18 protein-coding genes are annotated in these 21930 nt (G+C 69.6%); 15 read left to right on the forward strand and 3 right to left on the reverse strand.

Features of this window, described 5'->3' with window-relative positions; all coding sequences use genetic code 11:
• Positions 1–19: 19 nt before the first annotated feature.
• Complete coding sequence (locus tag AC3ARF_RS02280; RefSeq protein ID WP_498929908.1) at positions 20–1510, reverse strand: leucyl aminopeptidase; 1491 nt, start codon at positions 1508–1510, stop codon at positions 20–22.
• A 207-nt stretch (positions 1511–1717) separates the two neighbouring features.
• Here AC3ARF_RS02280 and lptF point away from each other — a divergent pair, with 207 nt between their 5' ends.
• The gene (gene lptF / locus AC3ARF_RS02285) at positions 1718–2797 is read left to right on the forward strand and encodes an LPS export ABC transporter permease LptF (protein ID WP_498929910.1); all 1080 of its coding nucleotides are present in this window, start codon (positions 1718–1720) and stop codon (positions 2795–2797) included.
• A complete protein-coding gene (gene lptG / locus AC3ARF_RS02290; protein WP_498929912.1) occupies positions 2797–3909 on the forward strand; it encodes an LPS export ABC transporter permease LptG in 1113 nt (370 codons plus the stop codon). Before lptF ends, lptG begins: the two co-directional genes overlap by 1 nt.
• A gap of 1 nt (position 3910) precedes the next feature.
• Here the strand turns inward: lptG and AC3ARF_RS02295 are convergent, their stop codons facing one another.
• Positions 3911–4369 carry an RDD family protein gene (locus AC3ARF_RS02295; RefSeq protein ID WP_498929914.1) on the reverse strand — a complete coding sequence of 153 codons (459 nt, stop codon included), beginning with the start codon at positions 4367–4369 and terminating at the stop codon, positions 3911–3913.
• Between the two features lie 29 nt (positions 4370–4398).
• Here AC3ARF_RS02295 and xerD point away from each other — a divergent pair, with 29 nt between their 5' ends.
• The 3 genes from xerD (at position 4399) to purL (ending at position 10491) form a co-directional block, all read left to right on the forward strand.
• On the forward strand, positions 4399–5352 hold the full coding sequence (gene xerD / locus AC3ARF_RS02300; protein ID WP_498929916.1) for a site-specific tyrosine recombinase XerD: 954 nt from the start codon (positions 4399–4401) through the stop codon (positions 5350–5352).
• 141 nt (positions 5353–5493) lie between these two features.
• Entirely contained in the window at positions 5494–6366 is an 873-nt protein-coding gene (locus AC3ARF_RS02305; protein ID WP_498929917.1) for a thioredoxin fold domain-containing protein, read from the forward strand.
• Positions 6367–6564: 198 nt separating this feature from the next.
• Complete coding sequence (gene purL / locus AC3ARF_RS02310) at positions 6565–10491, forward strand: phosphoribosylformylglycinamidine synthase (RefSeq protein WP_498929919.1); 3927 nt, start codon at positions 6565–6567, stop codon at positions 10489–10491.
• A 148-nt stretch (positions 10492–10639) separates the two neighbouring features.
• Here purL and AC3ARF_RS02315 read toward each other — a convergent pair whose 3' ends face one another.
• Positions 10640–13066, reverse strand: a complete 2427-nt coding sequence (locus AC3ARF_RS02315; RefSeq protein ID WP_498929921.1) for a PxKF domain-containing protein — start codon at positions 13064–13066, stop codon at positions 10640–10642.
• 268 nt (positions 13067–13334) lie between these two features.
• Between AC3ARF_RS02315 and gspE the strand changes: the two genes are divergently transcribed.
• The 10 genes from gspE (at position 13335) to AC3ARF_RS02365 (ending at position 21868) form a co-directional block, all read left to right on the forward strand.
• Complete coding sequence (gene gspE / locus AC3ARF_RS02320; RefSeq protein WP_498931962.1) at positions 13335–15053, forward strand: type II secretion system ATPase GspE; 1719 nt, start codon at positions 13335–13337, stop codon at positions 15051–15053.
• Positions 15054–15057: 4 nt separating this feature from the next.
• Complete coding sequence (xpsF, locus tag AC3ARF_RS02325) at positions 15058–16275, forward strand: type II secretion system protein XpsF (RefSeq protein WP_498929923.1); 1218 nt, start codon at positions 15058–15060, stop codon at positions 16273–16275.
• Between the two features lie 82 nt (positions 16276–16357).
• Positions 16358–16804, forward strand: coding sequence for a type II secretion system major pseudopilin GspG (gene gspG / locus AC3ARF_RS02330; RefSeq protein WP_498929925.1), 447 nt, complete (start codon positions 16358–16360; stop codon positions 16802–16804).
• A 62-nt stretch (positions 16805–16866) separates the two neighbouring features.
• A complete protein-coding gene (gene xpsH, locus AC3ARF_RS02335) occupies positions 16867–17322 on the forward strand; it encodes a type II secretion system protein XpsH (protein ID WP_498929927.1) in 456 nt (151 codons plus the stop codon).
• The gene (xpsI, locus tag AC3ARF_RS02340) at positions 17319–17774 is read left to right on the forward strand and encodes a type II secretion system protein XpsI (RefSeq protein ID WP_498929929.1); all 456 of its coding nucleotides are present in this window, start codon (positions 17319–17321) and stop codon (positions 17772–17774) included. Before xpsH ends, xpsI begins: the two co-directional genes overlap by 4 nt.
• The gene (locus tag AC3ARF_RS02345) at positions 17771–18424 is read left to right on the forward strand and encodes a prepilin-type N-terminal cleavage/methylation domain-containing protein (RefSeq protein ID WP_498929930.1); all 654 of its coding nucleotides are present in this window, start codon (positions 17771–17773) and stop codon (positions 18422–18424) included. Before xpsI ends, AC3ARF_RS02345 begins: the two co-directional genes overlap by 4 nt.
• Entirely contained in the window at positions 18421–19311 is an 891-nt protein-coding gene (locus AC3ARF_RS02350) for a type II secretion system minor pseudopilin (RefSeq protein WP_498929932.1), read from the forward strand. The genes AC3ARF_RS02345 and AC3ARF_RS02350 overlap by 4 nt, the downstream gene beginning before the upstream one ends.
• On the forward strand, positions 19308–20474 hold the full coding sequence (locus AC3ARF_RS02355) for a PilN domain-containing protein (RefSeq protein ID WP_498929934.1): 1167 nt from the start codon (positions 19308–19310) through the stop codon (positions 20472–20474). The genes AC3ARF_RS02350 and AC3ARF_RS02355 overlap by 4 nt, the downstream gene beginning before the upstream one ends.
• Positions 20449–21072 (forward strand): type II secretion system protein GspM, encoded by a 624-nt coding sequence (gene gspM / locus AC3ARF_RS02360; RefSeq protein WP_498929936.1) that lies wholly within the window; start codon positions 20449–20451, stop codon positions 21070–21072. Before AC3ARF_RS02355 ends, gspM begins: the two co-directional genes overlap by 26 nt.
• The gene (locus AC3ARF_RS02365) at positions 21062–21868 is read left to right on the forward strand and encodes a type II secretion system protein, XpsN-like (protein WP_498929938.1); all 807 of its coding nucleotides are present in this window, start codon (positions 21062–21064) and stop codon (positions 21866–21868) included. Before gspM ends, AC3ARF_RS02365 begins: the two co-directional genes overlap by 11 nt.
• The last annotated feature ends 62 nt before the right edge of the window (positions 21869–21930 follow it).

Below are 21930 nucleotides of genomic sequence, written 5' to 3' on the forward strand. Positions count from 1 at the left end.
TGGGCTGGGGTCGGGTCGATCAGGCGGCCGGTGCGGCGGCGCGATCGATCAGCCACTGGCTCAGCAGGCCGACCGGGCGGCCGGTGGCCATGCCCTTCTTGCCTTCGTCGCTGGCCGAGCCGGCGATGTCCAGGTGCGCCCAGCGCTGGCCTTCGGTGAAGCGCGACAGGAAGCAGCCCGCGGTGATGGCGCCGGCCCAGCGGCCGCCGATGTTGTAGATGTCGGCGAAGGAGGAATCCAGCATGCCTTGGTATTCGTCCCACAGCGGCAGGCGCCACGCGCGGTCGAACACGTTCTCGCCGGCGGCCAGCAGCTCGCCCGCCAGGTCGTCGTGCTTGCTCATCAGGCCCGAGGCGTACTTGCCCAGCGCGACCATGCACGCACCGGTCAGGGTGGCGACGTCGACCAGCGCGGCCGGCTCGAACTTCTGCGACCAGGTCAGCGCGTCGCACAGGATCAGGCGGCCCTCGGCGTCGGTGTTGCCGACCTCGATGGTCTTGCCGGACATGCTGGTCAGCACGTCCGAGGGACGGTAGGCGTCGGCGTCGGGCATGTTCTCCACCGCCGGCACGACCACCACCAGGTTGATCGGCAGCTTCATGCCCACGGCGGCGACGAACGTGCCCATCACCGTGGCGGCGCCGCACATGTCGTATTTCATCTCCTCGATCCCGCCCTGGGTCTTGAGGTTGATGCCGCCGGTGTCGAAGGTGATGCCCTTGCCGACCAGCACGTAGGGCTTGGCGTCGCCGCCGTTGCGGTATTGCAGCGCGATCAGCTTGGGCGGATTGGCCGAGCCGCGGCCCACGGCCAGCAGCGAGCCCATCCCCAGCGCTTCCATCTGCGCCACGTCCAGCACCTCGCACGAGGTGGTCGGGAACTTGCCGGCGAAGGTCTGCGCCTGCTCGGCCAGGTAGCCCGGGTTGCAGATGTTCGGCGGCAGGTTGCCCAGCTCGCGGGCGAACTTCACCCCGTTGGCGATCGCCTTGCCCTGGGCCAGCGCGGTTTCGTCGGCCCCGGTGACGGCCAGGGTGCGCAGGCCCGGGTCCGCCTTCTTCCTGGCCTTCTCGCCCAGGGTGGCGGTGTAGCGGTAGCAGGCGTGGTCGGCGGCGATCACGGCCTGGCGGATGTTCCAGGCCGCGTCGCGGCCGGCCACCGGCACTTCGGCCAGGGTGAAAACGGCGTGGGCGACCGGGCCGCTCTTCAGCGTGCGCGCGGCGTCACCGACCGCCTTGAGGTACTGCGGCACCCCGAACTTGGGGGCCTCGCCCAGCCCGATCACCAGCACGCGCGGGGCGGTCACGCCGGGCAGGTCGTGCAGCAGGGCGGTCTTGCCGGTCTTGCCGCTGGCGTCGCCTCGTTCCAGCAGTGAGCGGATGCGACCGCCGCTGGCCGTGTCCAGTGCCTGCCCCGCGGGCGTCAGCGTGTTGTCCGCGAAAGCGCCGACCACGACGCAGTCGGTGGTGGTGGAGGCGGGAGCGTCGTGGTTCAGGTCGAATTCGAGGGTCATGCGGCAATTTCCAAGGGATGCAGAGGCCATGCGGCCGTTTCAGGCGTCATTCCGTACAATCCGGCGGCGCCGACGGTCATTTCAGGCCAGAATGCGCAGCGGGCCGGGCCCTTCCGGGCCCGGCATCGCCGGACGAATCCCTAAGTCTAAAGCACCGTGCCGGATTCCCGAAAAAGGACCGGGGCGCCGCCAACCCACCGAGGCCCGATGCCCAAGCTCGACCGCTACCTGTTCAGTGAACTGGCCCAGTCCACCTTCGCGGTGCTGGTCGTGCTGCTCATCGTCAGCATGGGCGCGGTGCTCGCGGACGTGCTGCGCGACATTACCAGCGGCCGGGTGCCGGCGGCGCTGCTGCTGGCGCAGATCGGGCTGCAGTTCCTCAACTACCTGCCCATCATCCTGCCGCTGGCCCTGCTGCTGGGGCTGATGCTCGGGGTGGGGCGGCTGTATCGTGACTCGGAAATGCCGGTCATCACCGCGGCGGGCGTCGGCCCGCGCCGGCTGCTGCGGCCGGTGATGATGCTGGTGCTGCCGGTCGTGGCGATCATTGCAGTGAGTTCGCTGTGGCTGGGGCCCATGGCCGAGCGCATCTCCAAGCAGATGATCAGCGACGCCAACCGCAACCTGCTGGTGGCGGGCCTGGAGCCGGGCCGGTTCACCGAGCTGCCCGGCGGGGGGGTGGTCTACGTGGGCAGCATGTCCGGCGATGGCACCCGGTTCCAGCGCGTCTTCATCCACCGCCAGAACGATGAGCGGATGGACATCACCACTTCCAACACCGGCCGCCTGACCGTGCACCCCGATGGGGAGCGGTTCATCACCCTGGAAAAGGGTTTCCAGGTCGAAGGCCCGCGCAACGATGGACTGGGCTACCGCCTGCTGCGCTACGCCAGCAACGACGTGCGCCTGCCACCGGGTGAAGGCAAGTTCGACCCCAGGGACCCCGAAGTGATGTCGACGTTCGCCCTGCTGCGTGACGACCGCCGCGAGGCCAATGCGCAGGTCCACGCCCGCCTGGCGCCGCCGCTTCTGGCGCTGGCGTTCGCACTACTGGCCGTGCCGCTGTCGCGCACCTCGCCGCGGCAGGCCCGTTACGGCCACCTCCTGATGGGCTTCCTCGGATTCGTGGTGGCCACCAGCCTGATGCTGATGGCCCGTGGCTGGCTCGAGGACGGCAAGCTGCCGCCCGCGGCCGGCATGTGGTGGCTGGTGTTGCCGCTGCTGGCGCTGGGTATCTGGATGTATGCGCGTGATGGCCATCCGCGCGGCTTGTGGGGGCGTCGCTGATGGCTGGGTTCGCCAGGGCGTTTCCCAAGGTCCATGACCTGTATCTCGGCCGCGCCGTGCTTGGCACGGTGCTGCTCACCTGGGCGGTGCTGCTGGGTCTGGACGTGATGCTGTCGCTGGTCAGTGAAGTCAGCGACATCGGCAAGGGCAGTTACGATTTCTCCAAGGCCGTGGCCTACATGGCCTACACCGTGCCGCGCCGTGCGTACACGTTGTTCCCGACCGCGGCGGTGATCGGCGCGCTGATGGCGCTGGGACAACTGGCTGCCACCTCTGAGCTGACCGCGCTGCGCGCCGTCGGCCTGTCGCGCCGTCGCCTGAGCCTGACCGTGGCTGGTGCGTTGGCGCTGCTGACCCTGGCCATGGTGGTCAACGGCGAGACGCTGGCGCCCTGGGGCCAGCGCCAGGCCGATGCGCTCAAGGCCTCGGCGAAGTCCAACGACATGATCGTGGCCCGTTATTCGGGCTTGTGGGCACGAGAGGGAGAGGTCATCCTCAACGCCGGTGGCGGCGACGAACGCGACAACGGCAGCGACCGCTGGCTGGAGCTGCGCGACGTCAGCCTGTATGAGTTCGAGCCCGATGGCCGACTCAAATCGATGGCGGTGGCCAAGGTAGCCGAGCACCGACCCGGCGGCTGGTTGCTGCGCGACGTGACCCGAACCACCTTCGGCGAGCGCTCGGTCGCCCGCAAGCAGGTGGCCGAGGAGCGATGGGAGTCACGCCTGGACACCACCGCGCTGACCGCCGGTATGTCCAAGCCGCGCTACATGGCCGCGCCCGAGTTGAAGGGGGCGATCGAGTACCGGCTGCGCAACGGACTGGACGCCGGCGACTTCCAGGAAATCTACTGGGGCCGCTGGTTCTATGCGCTCAATGCGCTGGCGCTGTGCCTGGCTGCAATTCCGTTCGCCTTCGGCAGCCTGCGCAGCGGCGGGCTGGGCAAGCGGCTGTTCGTCGGTATCGTGTTCGCGCTCGGTTTCTGGCTGCTGCAGACCCAGTTCGTGCGGCTGGCGCAGGTTTACAGGTTCGACTTCCGCGTTGCCTACCTGCTGCCCACGGTGATCATGGTGGCCGTGTCGGTCGTGCTGTTCCGCCGGCGCTCGGGCTGATTCAGGCTTTCGGCAGGCGAACCAGGCGCGTGCCGCTGGCGCGGTCGTGCCAGGTAAGCCCGTCGCGGTCCAGCCACGCCCACCAGAAACCGAGCCCCGCAGCCAGCACCGACAGTGTTCCCACCGCGTAGCGGATGCGCAGCGCGGACAGGGTGGCAGGCGCCCCATCGATGCCGGCCACGCGCAGCCGCCACGGACGCATGCCCAGCGTCTGGCCGCCGCGGCGCCAACTGGCGATCGCATAGGTGCCCGTCAACAGCCAGCACACCAGCCATAACAGCCACTGCAATGCGCTGAAGGGCGCGATGTACTCGCGCGCGCCATGCCCGGCGAGCTGGTAACCCACGGTGAAGATCGCCCCGGCGACCATCCACAGTGCGAGCGCGGGAAAGAAGTCGTACAGCAAGGCCAGCAGGCGCCAGCCAATCAGCGCGCGCGGGGTGTCGGGGTGCGATGTCATCGCGAAAGGATAGTCGCTAAGCTGCCGGCATGACGTCGCGCACTCCTGCCGAACGCCGCCAGCGGGTCATGGCGTTGCCGCCCGTGCCTGACGCGGACCAACTGCTGGTCGGCCGTTTCCTCGAAGCCCTGTGGGCCGAGAACGGACTGTCGCGGCAGACCCTGGACAGCTATCGGCGCGACCTCGAAGGACTGGCGCGTTGGCGCGAGGGGCGGGCAGGCGGCCTGGCCGGGGCCGGCCGCGCGGTGTTGTTCGATTACCTCGCGTGGCGCACCCGCGGGGGCTACTCGCCGCGAAGCAATGCGCGCCTGCTGTCTGCGCTGCGCGCGCTGTATGCGTGGCTGGTGCGCCGCGGCGAGCGCAGCGACGATCCGACCGCGCTGCTGGAGCCGCCGCGCCTGCCGCGTTCTTTGCCCAAGGCCTTGGCCGAGAGCGAGATCGATGCGTTGCTGGCGGCGCCCGACACGACCACCCCGCTGGGGCTGCGTGACCGCGCCATGCTGGAGCTGATGTACGCCGCCGGCCTGCGCGTTAGCGAGCTCGTCAACCTGCCCTCGACCGCGGTCAACCTGCGCCAGGGCGCGCTGCGGGTCACCGGCAAGGGCAGCAAGGAGCGACTCGTGCCGCTCGGTGAAGAGGCGCAGCACTGGCTCGAGCGATACCTGGCCGAAGCGCGGCCGCAGCTGGCCGGCAAGCGCGCCCTGGCGTCCCTGTTCCTGGAGGCCAGCGGCGAGGCGCCCACCCGCCAGCAGTTCTGGCACCTGGTCAAGCGCCATGCCGCCGCGGCCGGCATCGAGCCGCGCCGCATCAGCCCGCATGGGCTGCGCCACAGCTTCGCCACGCACCTGCTCAACCGGGGCGCGGACCTGCGCGCGCTGCAGATGCTGCTGGGCCACGCCTCGCTGTCGACCACCCAGATCTACACCCTGGTCGCCCGCGAGCAGCTCAAGCAGCTGCATGCGCGCCATCACCCCCGCGGCTGAGCGGACAGTGCCGCACATCGCGGTTTCGCCCACCCCCGGTCCCGCGGCAGGCCGGTCTACCGTTGGTCGTGACACAATCCCCCGGAACCAAAGCCCGTTGCCGCGGTCGTACTCTCGAACCTCCAGGGAAGACAAGCCTTCATGAAGCGCACCCTCATCGCCGCGCTCGGCGCGATCAGCCTCTCCGCCTGCGCCCAGCAGACCCCGCAGTCCGCCCAGGCGCCTGGCGCCCAGGCCAGCAGCGCCAACCAGACGGCCCCGGCCGCTGCCAAGCCGACCGCGGGCACGCCGGAAGCGCGCGCCGTGGAGGCCATCCGCCAGCTCAACCCGCAGGTCACCGTGGAGAAGGTGGCGGCCGCGCCGCTTCCGGGGTTCCGCGAAGCCATCGTGGGCGGCCAGGTGGTCTACATCAGCGATGACGGCAAGTACCTGTTCCTGCCCGGCTCCGGCGGCGCGCTGTTCGACGTGGGCGCCAAGAAGAACCTGAGCGAGGTCGCCCTCTCCGGCATGCGCGTGGACCTGCTCAAGACCATCCCGGCCAGCGAGCGCATCGTGTTCGCCCCGCCGAACCCGAAGCACACGGTCACCGTGTTCACCGACGTGGAATGTGGCTATTGCCGCAAGATGCACAGTGAGATTGCCGAGTACAACCGCCAGGGCATCGCGGTTGAGTACCTGGCCTTCCCGCGCATGGGCATTGGCAGCGAGGACCACAAGAAGATGGTCTCGGTGTGGTGCGCGGCCGACCGCAAGAAGGCCCTGACCGACGCCAAGAGCGACAAGGCGCTGAAGATGGTCGACTGCAAGAACACGGTAACCATGCAGTACGACGTCGGCCAGCGCGCTGGCCTGACCGGTACGCCGATGATCCTGACCAAGGACGGCACCCAGGTCGGCGGTTACCTGCCGCCGGCGCAACTGCGCGCGACGCTGGACCGCCTTTCCGGGGAAGGCGCCAAGCCCGCCGCCCCGGCCGCGCCTGCTGACCCGGCCAAGCCGGCCACGGGCGCCTGACCCCGGGGCTCCGTGCCCCGACCGAATCCGCAACCGGCCCCGGTTGGGCGGGATGCGGATCCGAATCGCCGCCTGCGGGCGGCGGTTTGCGTTTGGAGGTGCCAAAGACCAGCACTCCCGGCGAAGGGGGCGCCCGTCCAACGCCGCCGTGGCCCCTCGGTTACAATGGCGGGCCCGACGTAGCACGGTTCCCCGGACATGATGGTCCTCGAGGGCGCACCCGCCCTGTCTTCGTTCCGCCGCGAACGCCTGCAAGCCCGCCTCCAAGCCATCCACGCCGACCTGCGCCTGCTGGGCGCGTGGTGGGTGTACTGGGTCGACGCCGACCCGGGCCAGACCCCGGATGCCGGCGCACTCCACCGCGTCCTGCAGGCCAACGCCGGCGCCGCCCCGCGCGAAGCGGGCGCGGTTTCCCGCTATGTCACGCCGAGGCTGGGCACGTTGTCCCCCTGGGCCAGCAAGGCCACCGAACTGTTGCGCGGCGCCGGGCAGCCGGTTCATCGCGTTGAGCGCGGGGTCCGCTACGACCTCGCTGGCTGGCCGGCCGATGCCGCTACCCAGGCTGCGCTGGCCAAGGTGTTGCACGATCCGATGACCCAGTCGGTGCTGGACACCCGTGAGGCCGGGGAAGGCCTGTTCGCGGTGCTCCCGCGCGGCGACGTGGAGCGCATTCCGCTGGACCAGCTGGAAGCCGCCAACGTGCGCCTGGGACTGGCCCTGGCCGACGACGAGATCGCGTACCTGCGCGAGCGCTACGCCGCGCTGGGACGCGACCCGGCCGACGTCGAGCTGATGATGTTCGCGCAGGCCAATTCCGAGCATTGCCGGCACAAGATCTTCAATGCGTCGTGGACCCTCGATGGTCGTGAACAGAGCACCTCGCTGTTCAAGATGATCAAGAACACCCACGCCCACACTCCCGAACACACGTTGTCGGCCTACGCCGACAACGCTGCGGTGGTGGGGGGCTATGCCAGCCGACGCTTCCGTCCGGACCCGGTGACCGGTGCCTACCGCAGCGAAGCCGAGGTTGACTCGGCGTTCTGCATCAAGGTCGAGACCCACAACCACCCGACCGCGATCGCGCCGTTCCCGGGCGCATCCACCGGCAACGGCGGCGAGATCCGCGATGAGGGCGCCACCGGCCGCGGCGGCAAGCCCAAGGCGGGCCTGACCGGCTTCAGCGTGTCGCACCTGCGCATCCCGGGCCTGCCGCAGCCGTGGGAGCGCGAGCGCGCGCTGAACCCGCGCATGGCGCCGGCGCTGGAGATCATGCTCGACGGCCCGATCGGTGGCGCGGCGTTCAACAACGAGTTCGGCCGCCCCAACCTGACCGGTTACTTCCGCAGTTTCGAGCTGGACGAAGGCACCCACGCGCGCGCCTACGACAAGCCGATCATGCTGGCCGGCGGCCTTGGCGCAATCGACCGCGTGCAGGTGACCAAGCTCGGCCTGCAGCCCGGCGATGCGGTGGTGGTGCTCGGCGGCCCGGCGATGCTGATTGGCCTTGGCGGCGGCGCCGCCAGTTCGGTGGCCTCCGGCGAGAGCGCCGAGGACCTGGACTTCGCCAGCGTGCAGCGCGACAACCCGGAGATGGAGCGCCGCTGCCAGGAGGTCATCGACCGCTGCGTGGCGATGGGCGCCAACAACCCGATCGCCACCGCGCACGACGTGGGCGCGGGCGGCCTCTCCAACGCCATCCCCGAGCTGCTGCACGACTCCGACCTCGGTGGCGTCATCGACCTGGGCAAGGTGCCCAAGGACGATCCGTCGCTGTCGCCGATGCAGCTGTGGTGCAACGAATCGCAGGAGCGCTACGTGCTCGGCGTGCCGGTCGACCGCATCGCCGAATTCACCGCGATCTGCGAGCGCGAGCGCTGTCCGTTCGCGGTGGTCGGCCATGCCACCGCCGAGGAGCATCTGGTGGTCGGCTACGGCGCCACCGTCGCCAACGCGCGCGAGCCCGGCCACGACTGGCCCATCGACATCCCCATGGACGTGCTGTTCGGCAAGCCGCCGAAGATGCACCGCGACACCGCGCACCCGGCGCCCGCGCCGTGGCCGGTGCTGCAGTGGGCCGGCCTGGACCTGCGCGACGCCGCCCTGCGCGTGCTCGCCCACCCGACCGTCGCGTCGAAGAGCTTCCTCGTCACCATCGGCGACCGCAGCGTCGGCGGTCTGACCGCGCGCGACCAGATGGTCGGCCCGTGGCAGTTGCCGGTGGCCGACTGCGCGATCACCTTCACCGGTTTCGAAGGCTTCGTCGGCGAGGCGATGGCCATCGGCGAGCGCACTCCGCTGGCGCTGCTGGATGCCGCGGCCGCCGCGCGCATGGCCGTGGGCGAGGCGATCACCAACCTGTGCGCCGCGCCGGTCGAATCGCTCAACCGCATCAAGCTGTCCGCCAACTGGATGGCCGCCGCGGGGCACCCGGGCGAGGATGCGCTGCTGTTCGATGCGGTGAAGGCCGTGGGCATGGAGCTGTGCCCGGAGCTGGAACTCAGCATCCCGGTGGGCAAGGACTCGTTGTCGATGCAGGCGCAGTGGCATGCCGATGGCGTGGCCAACAAGTCGGTGTCGCCGGTGTCGCTGATCGTCAGCGCGTTCGCGCCGGTGGTCGACGTGCGCCAGCAGCTGACCCCGCTGCTCTCGCGCGAGGACGAGTCCGAGTTGTGGCTGATCGGCCTCGGTGCGGGCAAGCAGCGCCTGGGCGGTTCGGTGCTGGCGCAGTGCCATCCCGATGCCGCCGACCGCAACACCCAACTGCCGGCCTTCGCCGGCCAGGGCGAGGAGCGCGGTGACCTGGGCGTGCCGGACCTGGACGACCCACAGCGCCTGCGCGATTTCTTCGAACTGATCCGCGACGCACGCGAGTCCGGCCTGCTGCTGGCCTACCACGACCGCTCCGACGGTGGCGCCTTCGCCGCGCTGGCCGAAATGGCGTTCTGCTCGCGTCGCGGCCTGGACATCAGCCTCGACGGTTGGGGCGAGGACCCGTTCCGCACCCTGTTCAACGAGGAACTTGGCGCGGTGGTGCAGATCGCCAACGAGGACCGGGCCGCGTTCGCCGACCTGGTCGCGCGCCACGGACTGATCGACTGCGCGCAGCGCATTGCCAAGCCGACCAGCGCACCGGTCGTGCGCGTCCTTCAGGATGGCGGTGCGCTGGCCGAATGGCGCTGGGATGAGCTGTTCGACGCATGGTGGGCCACCAGCCACGCCCTGCAGAAGTTGCGCGACAACCCCGAGTGCGCCGACGAGGAGCGGGGCATCGCGCGCGACTTCAACGCCCCGGGGCTGAAGCCCAAGCTGTGCTTCGATGCGCGGGAGGACATTTCCGCTCCCTTCGTGAATGTGGGCGTGAAGCCCAAGGTCGCCATCCTGCGCGAGCAGGGCGTCAACAGCCAGATCGAAATGGGCTCGGCGTTCGACCGCGCCGGCTTCCAGGCGTTCGACGTGCACATGAGCGACCTGATTGCCGGTCGCGTGCAGTTGGCCGACTTCATCGGTTTCGCCGCGTGCGGCGGATTCAGCTATGGCGACGTGCTGGGCGCGGGTCGTGGCTGGGCCACCAGCATCCTCGAGCGCAGCGCGCTGCGGGACGCCTTCGCCGCGTTCTTCGCCCGCCCGGACACGTTCGCGCTGGGCGTGTGCAACGGTTGCCAGATGCTGAGCCAGCTCAAGCCGATCATCCCAGGTGCCGAGCATTGGCCGGTGTTCCTGCGCAATCGCAGTGAGCAGTTCGAAGGCCGTCTGTCGCTGGTGGAGGTGGTGGAGTCGCCGTCGCTGTTCCTGCGCGGCATGGCCGGCTCGCGCCTGCCGATCGTGGTCTCGCACGGCGAGGGCCGCGCCGAGTTCGACGGCGCCACAGACCGAACCGCCGCCAACGTGGCGCTGCGCTACATCGACGGCAACGGCGCGGTGGCGACGCAGTATCCGCTCAACCCGAACGGTTCGACCGACGCCATCGCCGGCCTGTCCACCACGGATGGACGGGTCACGATCATGATGCCCCACCCGGAACGCACCCCGCGCAGCGCCAACCTGAGCTGGGCGCCCAAGGACTGGGGTGATGATTCGCCGTGGCTGCGGATGTTCCGCAACGCGCGTGTGCACGTGGGCTGATCGCGGCATGGAACGCCGTCCTGTGCGCCCAGCACGGGACGGTCATGGATGTTGACGGGCGGGGCGTCTTGCCAGCGCTTCCTCTAAAACGAAAGAAGCCTGGCCCGCGAGGGACAGGCTTCTTCGTTTTTGACAGGGAACGTCGCGACTACTTGAACTTGAACAGCGCCGACTTGACCTGACCGTCACGCAGCTTCACCTGCAGCACGCGGCACTGGCCGACCCACGCCTTTTCCGTCTTCCAGACGTAGATGTACTGGCCGGAAACCGGGTCGTACTGCAGGCTGCTGCTGCCGGCGGTCACCGTCTCCTCGACGGCATCACCATCAGTCGCGCTGCAGGCAATCGGGCCCGACGCCGGCGAGTTGGCCGCGAAGATGGCCAGCCCCTGGTTGCCCCCGAGGCTGAACTTCACCGGGATCGCGCTGCCGGCCCTGACGCTGTTGACCGTCGACGGGTTGTCGACCGGGGCGAAGAAACCGCGCCAGTCGTAGCCCACCTCAACGTCGAAAGTCACCGGCGCCGCGGCATTGCCGTGGCTGTCCTGCGCCGTGCAGGTGACCGGGGTCGCGCCCACGTTGAACGTGCTGCCTGAGGCCGGCAGGCACGTGACCGCCACCGGACCGTCCACGAGGTCGTTCGCGGTCGGCAGGGTGTAGTGAACCACCGCCTGGGAGTTGCCCGTGGCGGCCGCGTAGACGTCATCATGCGGCGCGATCACGGGACCGGTGGTGTCCTGCACCGTGACGGTGAATCGGGCCTGGGCGGTGTTGTTGAAGCTGTCCGACGCCGTGCAGGTGACCGTGGTGGTGGTGTCCAGGGCGAACGTCGATCCGGAGGCAGGCGCACAGGTGACGGCCACGGCCCCGGCCACCACGTCGAACGCGGTGGGCGCAAAAACGAAACTCGCACCCGCAGCCGAGGTTGCCTCCAGGGTCTGGTCGGCCGGCAGGTTGCTGATGGCCGGCGGCTGCGTGTCGAGCACGCTGACCGTGAACGATGCCGGCGTGGCCACGTTGCCATGCGCGTCCGTGGCACCGCAGGTGACCACGGTGTTCCCCAGCGGGAAGGCGCTGCCGGATGCCGGCGCGCAGGTGGCATCCTGCGTGCCATCGACGATGTCCTGCGACGTCGCGCTGAACGTAACCACGGCGCCCGTCGGTCCAGTCGCTTCCGCGGCCTGCGAAAGGGGCGCGGAGACAATCGGCGGCGTGGTGTCGACCACCGTGACCTGGAAGCTGGCCTCGACGCCGTTGCCTGCCGAATCCTCCGCGTTGCACAGCACCGGCGTGGTCGCGTCCAGCGCGAACAGCGAGCCAGGGGCGGGGTCGCAGATGAAGTAGGCGCTGCTGTTCACCAGCGGCAAGGGCCCGTCCACCAGATCGCTGGCCGACACCACGTAACCTTCGTCGATGCCGACGTTCGCGCCTGCGGCCGACGTCGCTTCCGCGATGATGTCCGCGGGCACGGCGATTTCGGGCCTGGTCACGTCATGCACGAAAACGTCGCAGTCGCTGAAGGTGTACAGCCCGCCGCTGTCGGTCGCGGTGAGCCGGTAGGTGAACTTGCCCACCTGCTGGTACCCGAGCTGCGGCGCGGTGAGGTTGACCGTGCTGGTGGTGAAGCTGCCCAGCGGCAACACGGCACTTCCGTCCCATCCCGACGAGGCGGTCGCCCACGGCCCACCGCTCCATGCATAGCCGAGCGTGGTGCCGTCTTCGTAGTCACGCGACGCACTGCCGTCCAGCGTGAACGCCTCGCCCTCGTCCAGGTCGAGCAGTTCCAGTGGGCAGGAGAGCTGCGTGACCGGCGGGTCATTGACCCAGCTCACGTTCACCGTTACCTCGGCCACGTCGCTCAGCGTGCCATCGGAAACCGTGAGCCGGAACTTGAGCGTCGCGCCACTGCTGCCTGCAGTGTTGGGTGCAACGAAACTGGTGCTGGCCGCATTCGGGTTCGCCAGCGTCACCGCGGGGCCGTCTTCCTGCGTCCAGTGATAGCTGAGTGGGTTGCCGTCAGGGTCCGTGCCACTGCCGATCAGCTGCACCGTCTGCCCGTCCTGAACCACGGCCGGGCTGGCACTGGCGGAAGCATCCGGCGCCAGATTCGGGGAGTAGCTGTTCTGGATGTTGACCGTAACCGTGTCGCTCGCCGTCTGCAGCGACCCATTGGGCGCGAGACAACTGACGTCGAGCCTGAAGGTCAACGGGGACGGTGCCGCGACATCGGGGGCCTGGAAGCGGGCGTACAGATCGCCCTGGTTGTCGGTGCCTGTTACCAGGGTCACTCCCGTGCCGCCGGTTTGCGTCCACGAGTAGACCCCACCGTTGCCACGCGAGGGTTTGGATCCCTGGGCACCCTGCTGCGGAGTCAGTTGGATCGTGTTCAGCACCCAGTTGCCTCCCGAAGTGATGAAGTCGGGCTCCGAGCGCGGGTCTTGACCTTGGATCACGGCCCTGGGCTCCCCTGCCTGACACGTGGCCGTTGCCGCGGCGGCCGAGCCCGTCGGCATGGCTACCATCACGCCGAACAACGCCAGCGATACCCCGCTTCCGGGGCTGAACATGCGTTTCATGGTTATTTCCCCTGTTCCCAATGACGGACGCGGCGTGGACTCCCCGTCCCCCGGCAGCATGCCGGGCCGAGCCTCCACCCAAGCAGCTCAACGCGGTCATGGGGTCAACCCGGCCAAGCCGCGGGACAGGGCAATGACTGGCCCGCCATCGAGCGAGCTTCCGTATCGGTCACTGAGCCCCGTGCCCACCTGCAAGGCGGTGTCGCCGGCGGCGCGCGCCCATGAACTGCTACAGTCTGTGCCTTCAAGGAGATGAGACGTGAATGTAGTGGTGAACACCTTCGCGAACCCCACGGACGATGGCGGCGTCGACCAGCGGATCGTGGATGCGCTGCTGGCCAGGGGGCGGCTGAAGGAGGCCGACCTTGCCCGTGCCCGCCGCCTGCAGGAGGAGGCCGGCGGCCAGTTGTTGGCCCTGCTCGCACGGCTGGGCCTGGTCTCCGAGCGCGACCACGCGGAAACCGTGGCCGAGGTGCTCGACCTGCCGCTGGTCAGCGTCAAGGAGCTGCCCGAGCTGCCGCCGGAGGGCAGTGCGCTCACCCACAAATTCATGAAGCAGTTCCACGTGTGCCCGGTGGCGGAAACCGACACCACCGTCGACGTGCTCGTGGCTGATCCGCAGGACGCCTACATCCTCGACGCCGTGCGCCTGGCCACCGGCCGCGAGGTGCGCCCGCAGGTGGCGCTCCGTTCGGAAATCGACGACCTGGTCGAACGCTGGCACGGCCAGGGCCGCAGCGCCATGGGCGCCATCGTCGAGACCGCCGAAGGCGAGGGCAGCGGCGACCTGGAAGACGTGGAACACCTGCGCGACCTGGCCTCCGAGGCGCCGGTCATCCGCCTGGTCAACCTGATCATCCAGCGTGCGGTGGAACTGCGCGCCTCCGACATCCACATCGAGCCGTTCGAGAATCGGCTCAAGGTGCGCTACCGCGTGGACGGCGTGCTGATCGACGGCGAAAGCCCGCCGGTCAACCTCACCGCCGCCGTGATCAGCCGCATCAAGATCATGGCCAAGCTCAACATCGCCGAGCGTCGCCTCCCGCAGGACGGCCGCATCATGCTGCGGGTGCAGGGCAAGGAGCTCGACCTGCGCGTGAGCACCGTGCCCACCGCGCACGGCGAGAGCGTGGTGATGCGTCTGCTCGACCGCGAGACGGTGGTGTTCGACTTCAAGCGCCTGGGCTTCACCGACGCCTTCCTGCCGCAGTTCCAGAAGGTGCTGGACCAGCCGCACGGCATCCTGCTGGTCACCGGCCCCACGGGCTCGGGCAAGACCACCACGCTGTACACCGCGCTGAGCAAGCTCAACACCCCCGACGTGAAGATCATCACCGTCGAGGACCCGATCGAATACCAGCTCGAGGGCATCAACCAGATCCAGGCCAAGCCGCAGATCGGACTGGACTTCGCCCACGCGCTGCGCAGCATCGTCCGCCAGGACCCCGACATCATCATGATCGGCGAAATGCGCGACCTGGAGACGTGCCGCATCGCGATCCAGTCCGCGCTGACCGGCCATCTGGTGTTGAGCACGCTGCACACCAACAACGCTGCCGGTGGCATCACCCGCCTGCTGGACATGGGCGTGGAGGACTACCTGCTGACCTCCACCATCAATGGCATCCTCGCCCAGCGCCTGGTGCGCCGACTGGAGCCGACGCATGCGGAGAAGTACCCCGCCTCGCCGGAGGAGATCGAGAAGTTCGGCCTGCGCCGCTACCAGCCCGAAGGCGAGATCTTCCTGTATCGCCCGCGCGGTTCGGCGCTGGCGCCCACCGGCTACCACGGCCGCACCACGATCATGGAATTCCTGGTGATGAACGACGAGCTGCGCCGCGCGGTGATGCGCCACGCCGGCATGGGCGAGGTCGAGCAGATCGCGCGCCAGCACGGGATGCGCACCATGTACGAGGACGGCATCATCAAGGCGATGGCGGGCCAGACCACCATCGAGGAAGTGTTGCGCGTGACCGAGGACGCCTGAGCCCATGCCGCTGTTCCGCTACAAGGCGCTCAACGCACGCGGCGAAATGCTCGACGGGCAGATGGAAGCCGCGAGCAACGCCGAGGTGGTGCTGCGCCTGCAGGAGCAGGGCCACCTGCCGGTGGAGGCGCGGCTGGCCAGCGAAGGCGGCGGTGCTCCGTTCTGGGCAGGGTTGTTCAAGCCCAAGGCCTTCGCGGGTGCGCGGCTGGTGCAGTTCACCCAGCAGCTGGCAACGCTGCTGGGCGCGGGCCAGCCGCTGGATCGCGCGCTGACCATCCTGCTGGAGCTACCCGAGGACGAGACCGCCAAGCGCACCATCGCCGATGTGCGCGACGCGGTGCGCGGTGGCACCTCGCTGTCCACGGCGCTGGAGCGCCAGCACGGCACGTTTTCGCGCCTGTACGTGAACATGGTCCGTGCCGGCGAGGCCGGCGGCAGCCTGCACGAGACGCTGGCGCGCCTGGCCGACTACCTGGAGCGCAGCCGCGCGCTGCAGGGCCGGGTCATCAACGCGCTGATCTATCCGGCCATCCTGCTGGTGATGGTGGGCCTGAGCCTGCTGTTCCTGCTGGGCTACGTGGTGCCGCAGTTCGCGCAGATGTATGAAAGCCTCGACGCCGAGCTGCCCCTATTCACCAAGGTGGTGCTGGGCGCCGGGCTGTTCGTGCGCGACTGGTGGATCGTGCTGATCGCGGTGCCGGCGCTGGCGGTGTGGTGGCTGGACCGCAAGCGACGCGATCCCGCCTTCCGCGCCGCGCTGGACGCGTGGCTGCTGCGCCGCCGCTTCGCCGGTGCGCTGGTGGCCAAGGTGGAGACCGCGCGCCTGGCGCGCACCCTTGGCACCCTGGTGCGCAACGGCGTGCCGCTGATGGCCGCGCTGGGCATCGGGCGCAACGTCATGGGCAACCGCGTGCTGGCCGCCGATGTCGAAGCCGCCGCTGAGGAGGTCAAGAACGGCGTGTCGCTGTCCACGGCGCTGGGCAAGGGCAAGCGTTTCCCGCGGCTGGCGCTGCAGATGATCCAGGTCGGCGAGGAGTCCGGTGCGCTCGACACCATGCTGGTCAAGACCGCCGAGACCTTCGAACACGAGACCGCGCTTGCCCTCGACCGGATGCTGGCCGCGTTGGTGCCGCTGGTGACGGTGGTGCTGGCCGGCGTGGTGGCGGTGGTGGTGCTTGCGGTGCTCACCCCGCTGTATGACCTCACCAATGCCATCGGCTGAACGAGGTCGGCGCGCCCCTCGCCGGTGGGGGGCCGGCGTGCGATCCTCGTTTCAACTGGAATCCCTTTTACGGATGGACGCAATGCGAAATGCCCCTTTCCTGTCCCGCTCCCTGACGCGCTCCCCGGGCGCCACCGCGCAGCGCGGCATGAGCTTGATCGAAATCATCATCGTGATCGTGCTGATCGGCGCCGTGCTGACCTTTGTCGGCAGCCGCGTGCTGGGTGGCGCCGACCGCGCCAAGGCCAACCTGGCCAAGTCGCAAGTGGCAACGCTGGCGCAGAAGGTCGAGTCGTTCCAGATGGACACCGGCCGCCTGCCCAACACGCTGGACGAACTGGTCACCCAGCCCGGCGATGCCGCCGGCTGGCTGGGTCCGTACGCCAAGGACAGCGAGCTCAAGGACCCGTGGGGCCACGCCATCGAGTACCGCGCGCCGGGCGAGGGCCGTGACTTCGACCTGGTGATCCTGGGCAAGGACGGCAAGGTCGGTGGCAGCAGCTACGACACCGACATCAAGTACGAGTAAGCCGGTCCGCGCCCACGCGCGACCGCACGACACGATGGAACGCAGTGGTGGGAGCCGAGCGGATGAAGCGCGCACAGCGGGGCGTGTCATTGCTGGAGATGCTGCTGGTGATCGCGCTGATCGCCGGCATCTCGGTGCTGGCAGCCGCCACGCTGGGCGGGGGATGGCGCGGCATGCAGCTGCGCTCCAGCGCCAAGCAGATCGCCGCGCAACTGCGATACACGCGCACCCTGGCGTTGTCCACGGGGCAGCCGCAGCGTTTCGTGATCGACCCGCAGGGTCATCGCTGGCAGGCATCCAACAACCGCAGCGGTGAAATTCCCGCCGCGCTGGGCGTGCGCTTCATAGGCGCGCGTGAGGTGCAGCCCACCGAAGGGGAGGGCGCCATCCAGTTCTTCAATGACGGCGCCGCCACCGGCGGGCGCATTGAGCTCAGCGATGACCGCGCGGCCTGGCGCATCGACGTGGCGTGGATGACCGGCGAAGTCCGCTTGAAGCGGGTGGAGGCAACGCCGTGAGCGGCCATGGCCCAGAAGCGGCGCATGGGCCTGCCACGCGCCAGGGCGGCTACACCCTGATCGAGGTGATCGTCGCATTCGCCCTGCTTGCGTTGGGATTGACCCTGCTGCTTGGCACCCTGTCCGGTGCCACACGCCAGGTCCGCGTCGCCGCCGATGGTGGTCGGGCCGCGCTGCACGCGCAATCCCTGCTGGACGAGCTGGACATGGATGCGCCGCTGCGCCCGCTTCAGCGCGATGGCGATTTCGAGGACGGCATCTACCGCTGGCGGCTCAGCGTACAGCCCTGGCGCGAGGCCGCAGTGGAAGCTCCCATCGCGCCCGTAGCGGGGCAAGGCCCGCGTCTACTGGAAGTGGAGCTGGACGTGGAATGGGGCGACGGTCGTCCCGGCCAGCGCCTCAGCGTGCGCAGCCTTCGGCTGACCACCGACACCGGGGAGGCCGCACCGTGAAGGTCCGCGGCTTCACCCTGATCGAAGTGCTGCTGGCCACCGTGCTGCTGGCCGCCGCCCTGGCCTTGGCATTCGCGACGCTGAGCGCCGCCATCCGCACCGCCGGCCGTGGCGAAAGCCTGGCCGGGCACAGCGAACGCGAACGCGCGGTGGCCAGCTTCCTGCGCAAGCGTCTGGCGGCCGCGCGGCCGGTGGCGTTCGGCACGACCGAGGACACCGGCGAACCGCAGCGCTTCGCCGGCGAACCCGACCGGCTGCGGTTTGTCGCCGACCTGCCCGATTACCTGGGCCGCGGCGGCCCCTACCTGCACGACCTGGCCGTGACCGAGGTGGACGGCGTGCCCGCGCTGAGCCTCGACCTGCAGCTGGTCCTGGCCGGCCAGGCCTTTGCCGAGGACCCGCCGCGCGCGCCCGAGGTCCTGGTCGAAGGCCTGCGCGAGGCCAGGTTCCGCTATCGAGGTCTGGGCGAAGAGGGGGGGCTGGGCGAATGGCAGGACCGCTGGACGGCGGTCGCGCAATTGCCGTTGCTGGTGGAGATCACCCTCATCGATGCCGATGACCGGGCGTGGCCCCCCCTGGTGGTGGCGGTACCCATGGCCACCAGCGTGGCCTCCCCCGCGGCCGGTGAAGCCGAGGCGGTGGCCCGATGAACGCGTACCGCCCGCCGCAACGCACACGCATCCAGGGCGCGGCCCTGCTGCTGGTGCTGTGGCTGCTCCTGCTGCTGGCCGGCCTGATCGGCGGCTTCGCCATGACGGCACGCGTGGAGTCGATGCAGGGCCAGGTGCAGGTGCGCGGCGTGGCCGCGAACGCCCTCGCGCGGGCCGGCCTCGAATACGCCCTCACCCGGGTCGACGACCCCGACCCCCGCCGCCGCTGGACCCCGGATGGTCGACCGCAGCCCTGGAGCTACGGTGACGCGCAGCTCACGGTCACCCTGGTGGACGAGAACGGCAAAGTCGATCTCAACCAGTCCGACCTCAACCTGCTCACCGAGCTGTTCCGTGCTGTGGGCGAGTCGGTCGACCGTTCGGCGCGGCTGGCCGCCGCCGTCCTCGACTGGCGCGACCCCGACCTGCTCACCCAGCCGGCCGGCGGTGCCGAAGACCCGGACTACGCCGCCGCAGGCCTCCCCTATGGCGCCAAGGACGGCGAGATGGAAAGCGTGGCCGAACTCGAGCAGGTGCTGGGCATGACCCCCGGCTTGTATGCCAAGGTGGAGCCGTACATCACCGTCCACAGTGGCCGAGCGGCTCCGGATCCCGCGTTCGCCCCCGCAGTAGTGCTGAATGCGATGGGGCAGGACGGGAATGCCGTGGTGGCGGCGCGGACAGGTCCGGTCGCGGGGAACCTCAATCCGACGGAGGCTGGACAGCTCGTGGCCAGCGGGAGTGGCACGTATAGTATTGAGAGCCGCGCGCGGCTGCCTGACGGCCGCGAGTCGGTGTTGCGGGCCGTCGTGCGCGTAGGAGGCAACTCGGTGCCTGGCATGGCCTACACCGTGTTGCGATGGGAGGAAGGAGCTTCGCCGCGATGAATCGGTTGCGTGACCGACTGGGACGTGCCGGAACGCTGATGCCTGCGGGCGCCGGCGGCTTTCTGGCATGGTGGGGCGCCTCGTTGGCCGCGTGGCTGCCGGAAGGCTGGCGTCGCGTGCTGGGCCTGGGCGCCGGCCGCCTGCTGTTGCAACCGGGTACCGAAGGCGTGCAGCTGCGCCTGCAGCAGGGGGCCGAGCTCCGGGATCTGGCGCGCCTGCCAGCCCCCTCCGATGACGATATCGCCGGGCCGTTGGCCGCCGGTACGGGCGACCCGCTGGCGCGCGTGCTCTCCGCCCGCGCCGCGGACCTGCCGCGCGCGCTGCTACTGCCGGCTGCGGTGGCGCTGCGCCGTGAAATGACCTTGCCTGCCGCCGCGGCCGAACGCCTGCGCGACGTGGTCGGCTTCGAGATCGACCGTCAAACCCCCTTCACCGCCGACGCGGTGGTCTACGACGTGCGCGTGTTGCGCCGCCGCGCCGCGCAACTGGACGCCGAACTGGTCGCGGTGCCTCGTCAGGCCATGGAAGGGCAGCTCCTCCGGCTGGGTCCACTCGCCGGCACCTTGGGCGGCGTGGACGTGGCGGGCGCCGACGGCGTGCCGCTGGGCATCAACCTGCTTCCGGCCGAGCGCCGGCATCGCCGGCCGGATCCGTGGCGGGTATGGAACTGGGGCCTGGCCGCGGTCGCGGTCGTCGGCTTGGGCCTGGCGCTGTGGCAGGTACTCCACAACCGCACCCAAGCCGCCGATGCGCTGGAGCAGCGCCTGGAACGGGACGCCGCGCCGGCGCGCCGTGCCGCTGCGCAACGCCAGCAATTGGTGTCACTGATCGAAGGCCAGGCCTTCCTCGACAACGCCCGGCGCGCCCGACCCGCCGCGGTCGAGGTGATCGACGAACTCGCCCGCCGCCTGCCCGACGGCACCTACCTGGAAAAGCTGGCGATCGAAGAGGAGCGCCTGACGTTGATTGGCCTGAGCAACGAGGCTCCGGCCTTGATCGGTCGACTGCAGGGCTCCCCATTGTGGCGCTCGCCGGCACTGACCGGTGCGCTGCAGCCAGACCCCGCGTCCGGCCGCGATCGCTTCACCCTCAGCGCGGACATCGGGCCCAAGGCACCGGCAAGCAAGGAGGCTGCGCGTGGCAACGCCCGTACCTTCCGCTGACCGTGATCGCTGGCTCGCGCTCGGCCTGCTGCTGGCAGTGCTGCTGGTGGCCTACGCCCTGTTCGTGCATCCGTGGTGGACCGCGCCGATGCTGCAGCTCAACGAGCGCATCGCTGCCCTGCAGGAGCGCGAGCTGCGCATCCAGGCCGAGCTGAAACAGGCGCCCGAAGTGGCGCGGCGCTTGACCGAAGTCACCCGGCGCCAGTCCACGATGCCCGGCTTCTTGTCGGAGGCCAACGCCGAACTGGCGACCGCCGGATTGATCCAGCGGCTGGAGGGGGTGGTGGCCGAAGCCAGCCCGGGCAACCGCAGTTGCGCAATCACCAACCGCTCGCCGCTGACAGGGCAGGCCTCGCGCGAGCGCTTCAACCGCGTCGTGGTGCAGGTGCGCCTGCGATGCGGCAATCCGGAACTGGCGCAGGTGCTGCATTCACTGGAAAGTGGCACGCCGCGGCTGTTCGTGGAAAACCTCAACGTGCTCGCCCAGCGCATGTATTTCGCGCCCGGCGTGCGCAATCCCGGCGAAGGCGGCCTCGACGTCTCCTTCGACCTCTACGGCTACCTGCCGCCGTCCGTGGAGGTGTCGCGTGCGCGTTGACACCGCCCGGCCATGGACGTGGCTGCTGGCCGGCGCGGCCGGCTGGGGCGTGCTGGCGTGGGTGCTGGCGTTGGCCGGCATGGGCGAACCCCTGCCCGCGCTGCCTGACGATGCCGCCCTGGCCCGGCCCCTGCCGCCGTTACGTACAGCACAACCCAGCCGCATCGGCCCGCTTGGCCAGTACAGCGAGATTGGGCAACGGCCGCTGTTTGCCACCGACCGCCGCCCCAAGCCGTTCTTCCTGCAGGGCGAGGGCGATGCGAGCGCCACGACGGCATTCGATTACGTGCTGACCAGCGTGATGATCACCCCCAACTTGCAACTGGCGATCCTGCAGCCACCCGACGGCAGCCAGTCGCTGCGGGTCAAGCTCGGCGACGCGCCCGAGCCGCAGCCGGCCTGGCGCCTGGTGTCGCTCAATGCGCGCAGTGCGGTGTTCGAGGGCCCGGAGGGACAGAAGACGCTGGAGTTGCGCGTGTTCGATGGCACCGGAGGCCAGCGCCCCACGGCCGCCGCCGGGAGCACCCCGGGCACCGCGCCGGCGCCCGCGGGGCAGGCGGCTACGGCCGCCGCCGAGGCGAACGAGCGACCGGGACCACAAGGCCCCGCCGTCGTGGACCCCGGCACGACCACGCCACCGCCCGCGCCGGCAACGCCGCGTCCGGCGGCAGAGCCGACCAACGCCCAGACTCCTGTCACGCCGGAGGCCCAGATGGAGGCCATCCGCAAACGCATCCAGGCCCGTCGCGAGCAATTGCGTCGCGAAGCCGCCCAGACGCAACCGCCGGCCAAGTAACCCTAGAGTGCATGCCATGACATCTTCCAAAAACCAGCACGCGCGCGCCGGCCAGGCACCCC

It is taken from the genome of Lysobacter sp. KACC 24251, from assembly GCF_057747755.1.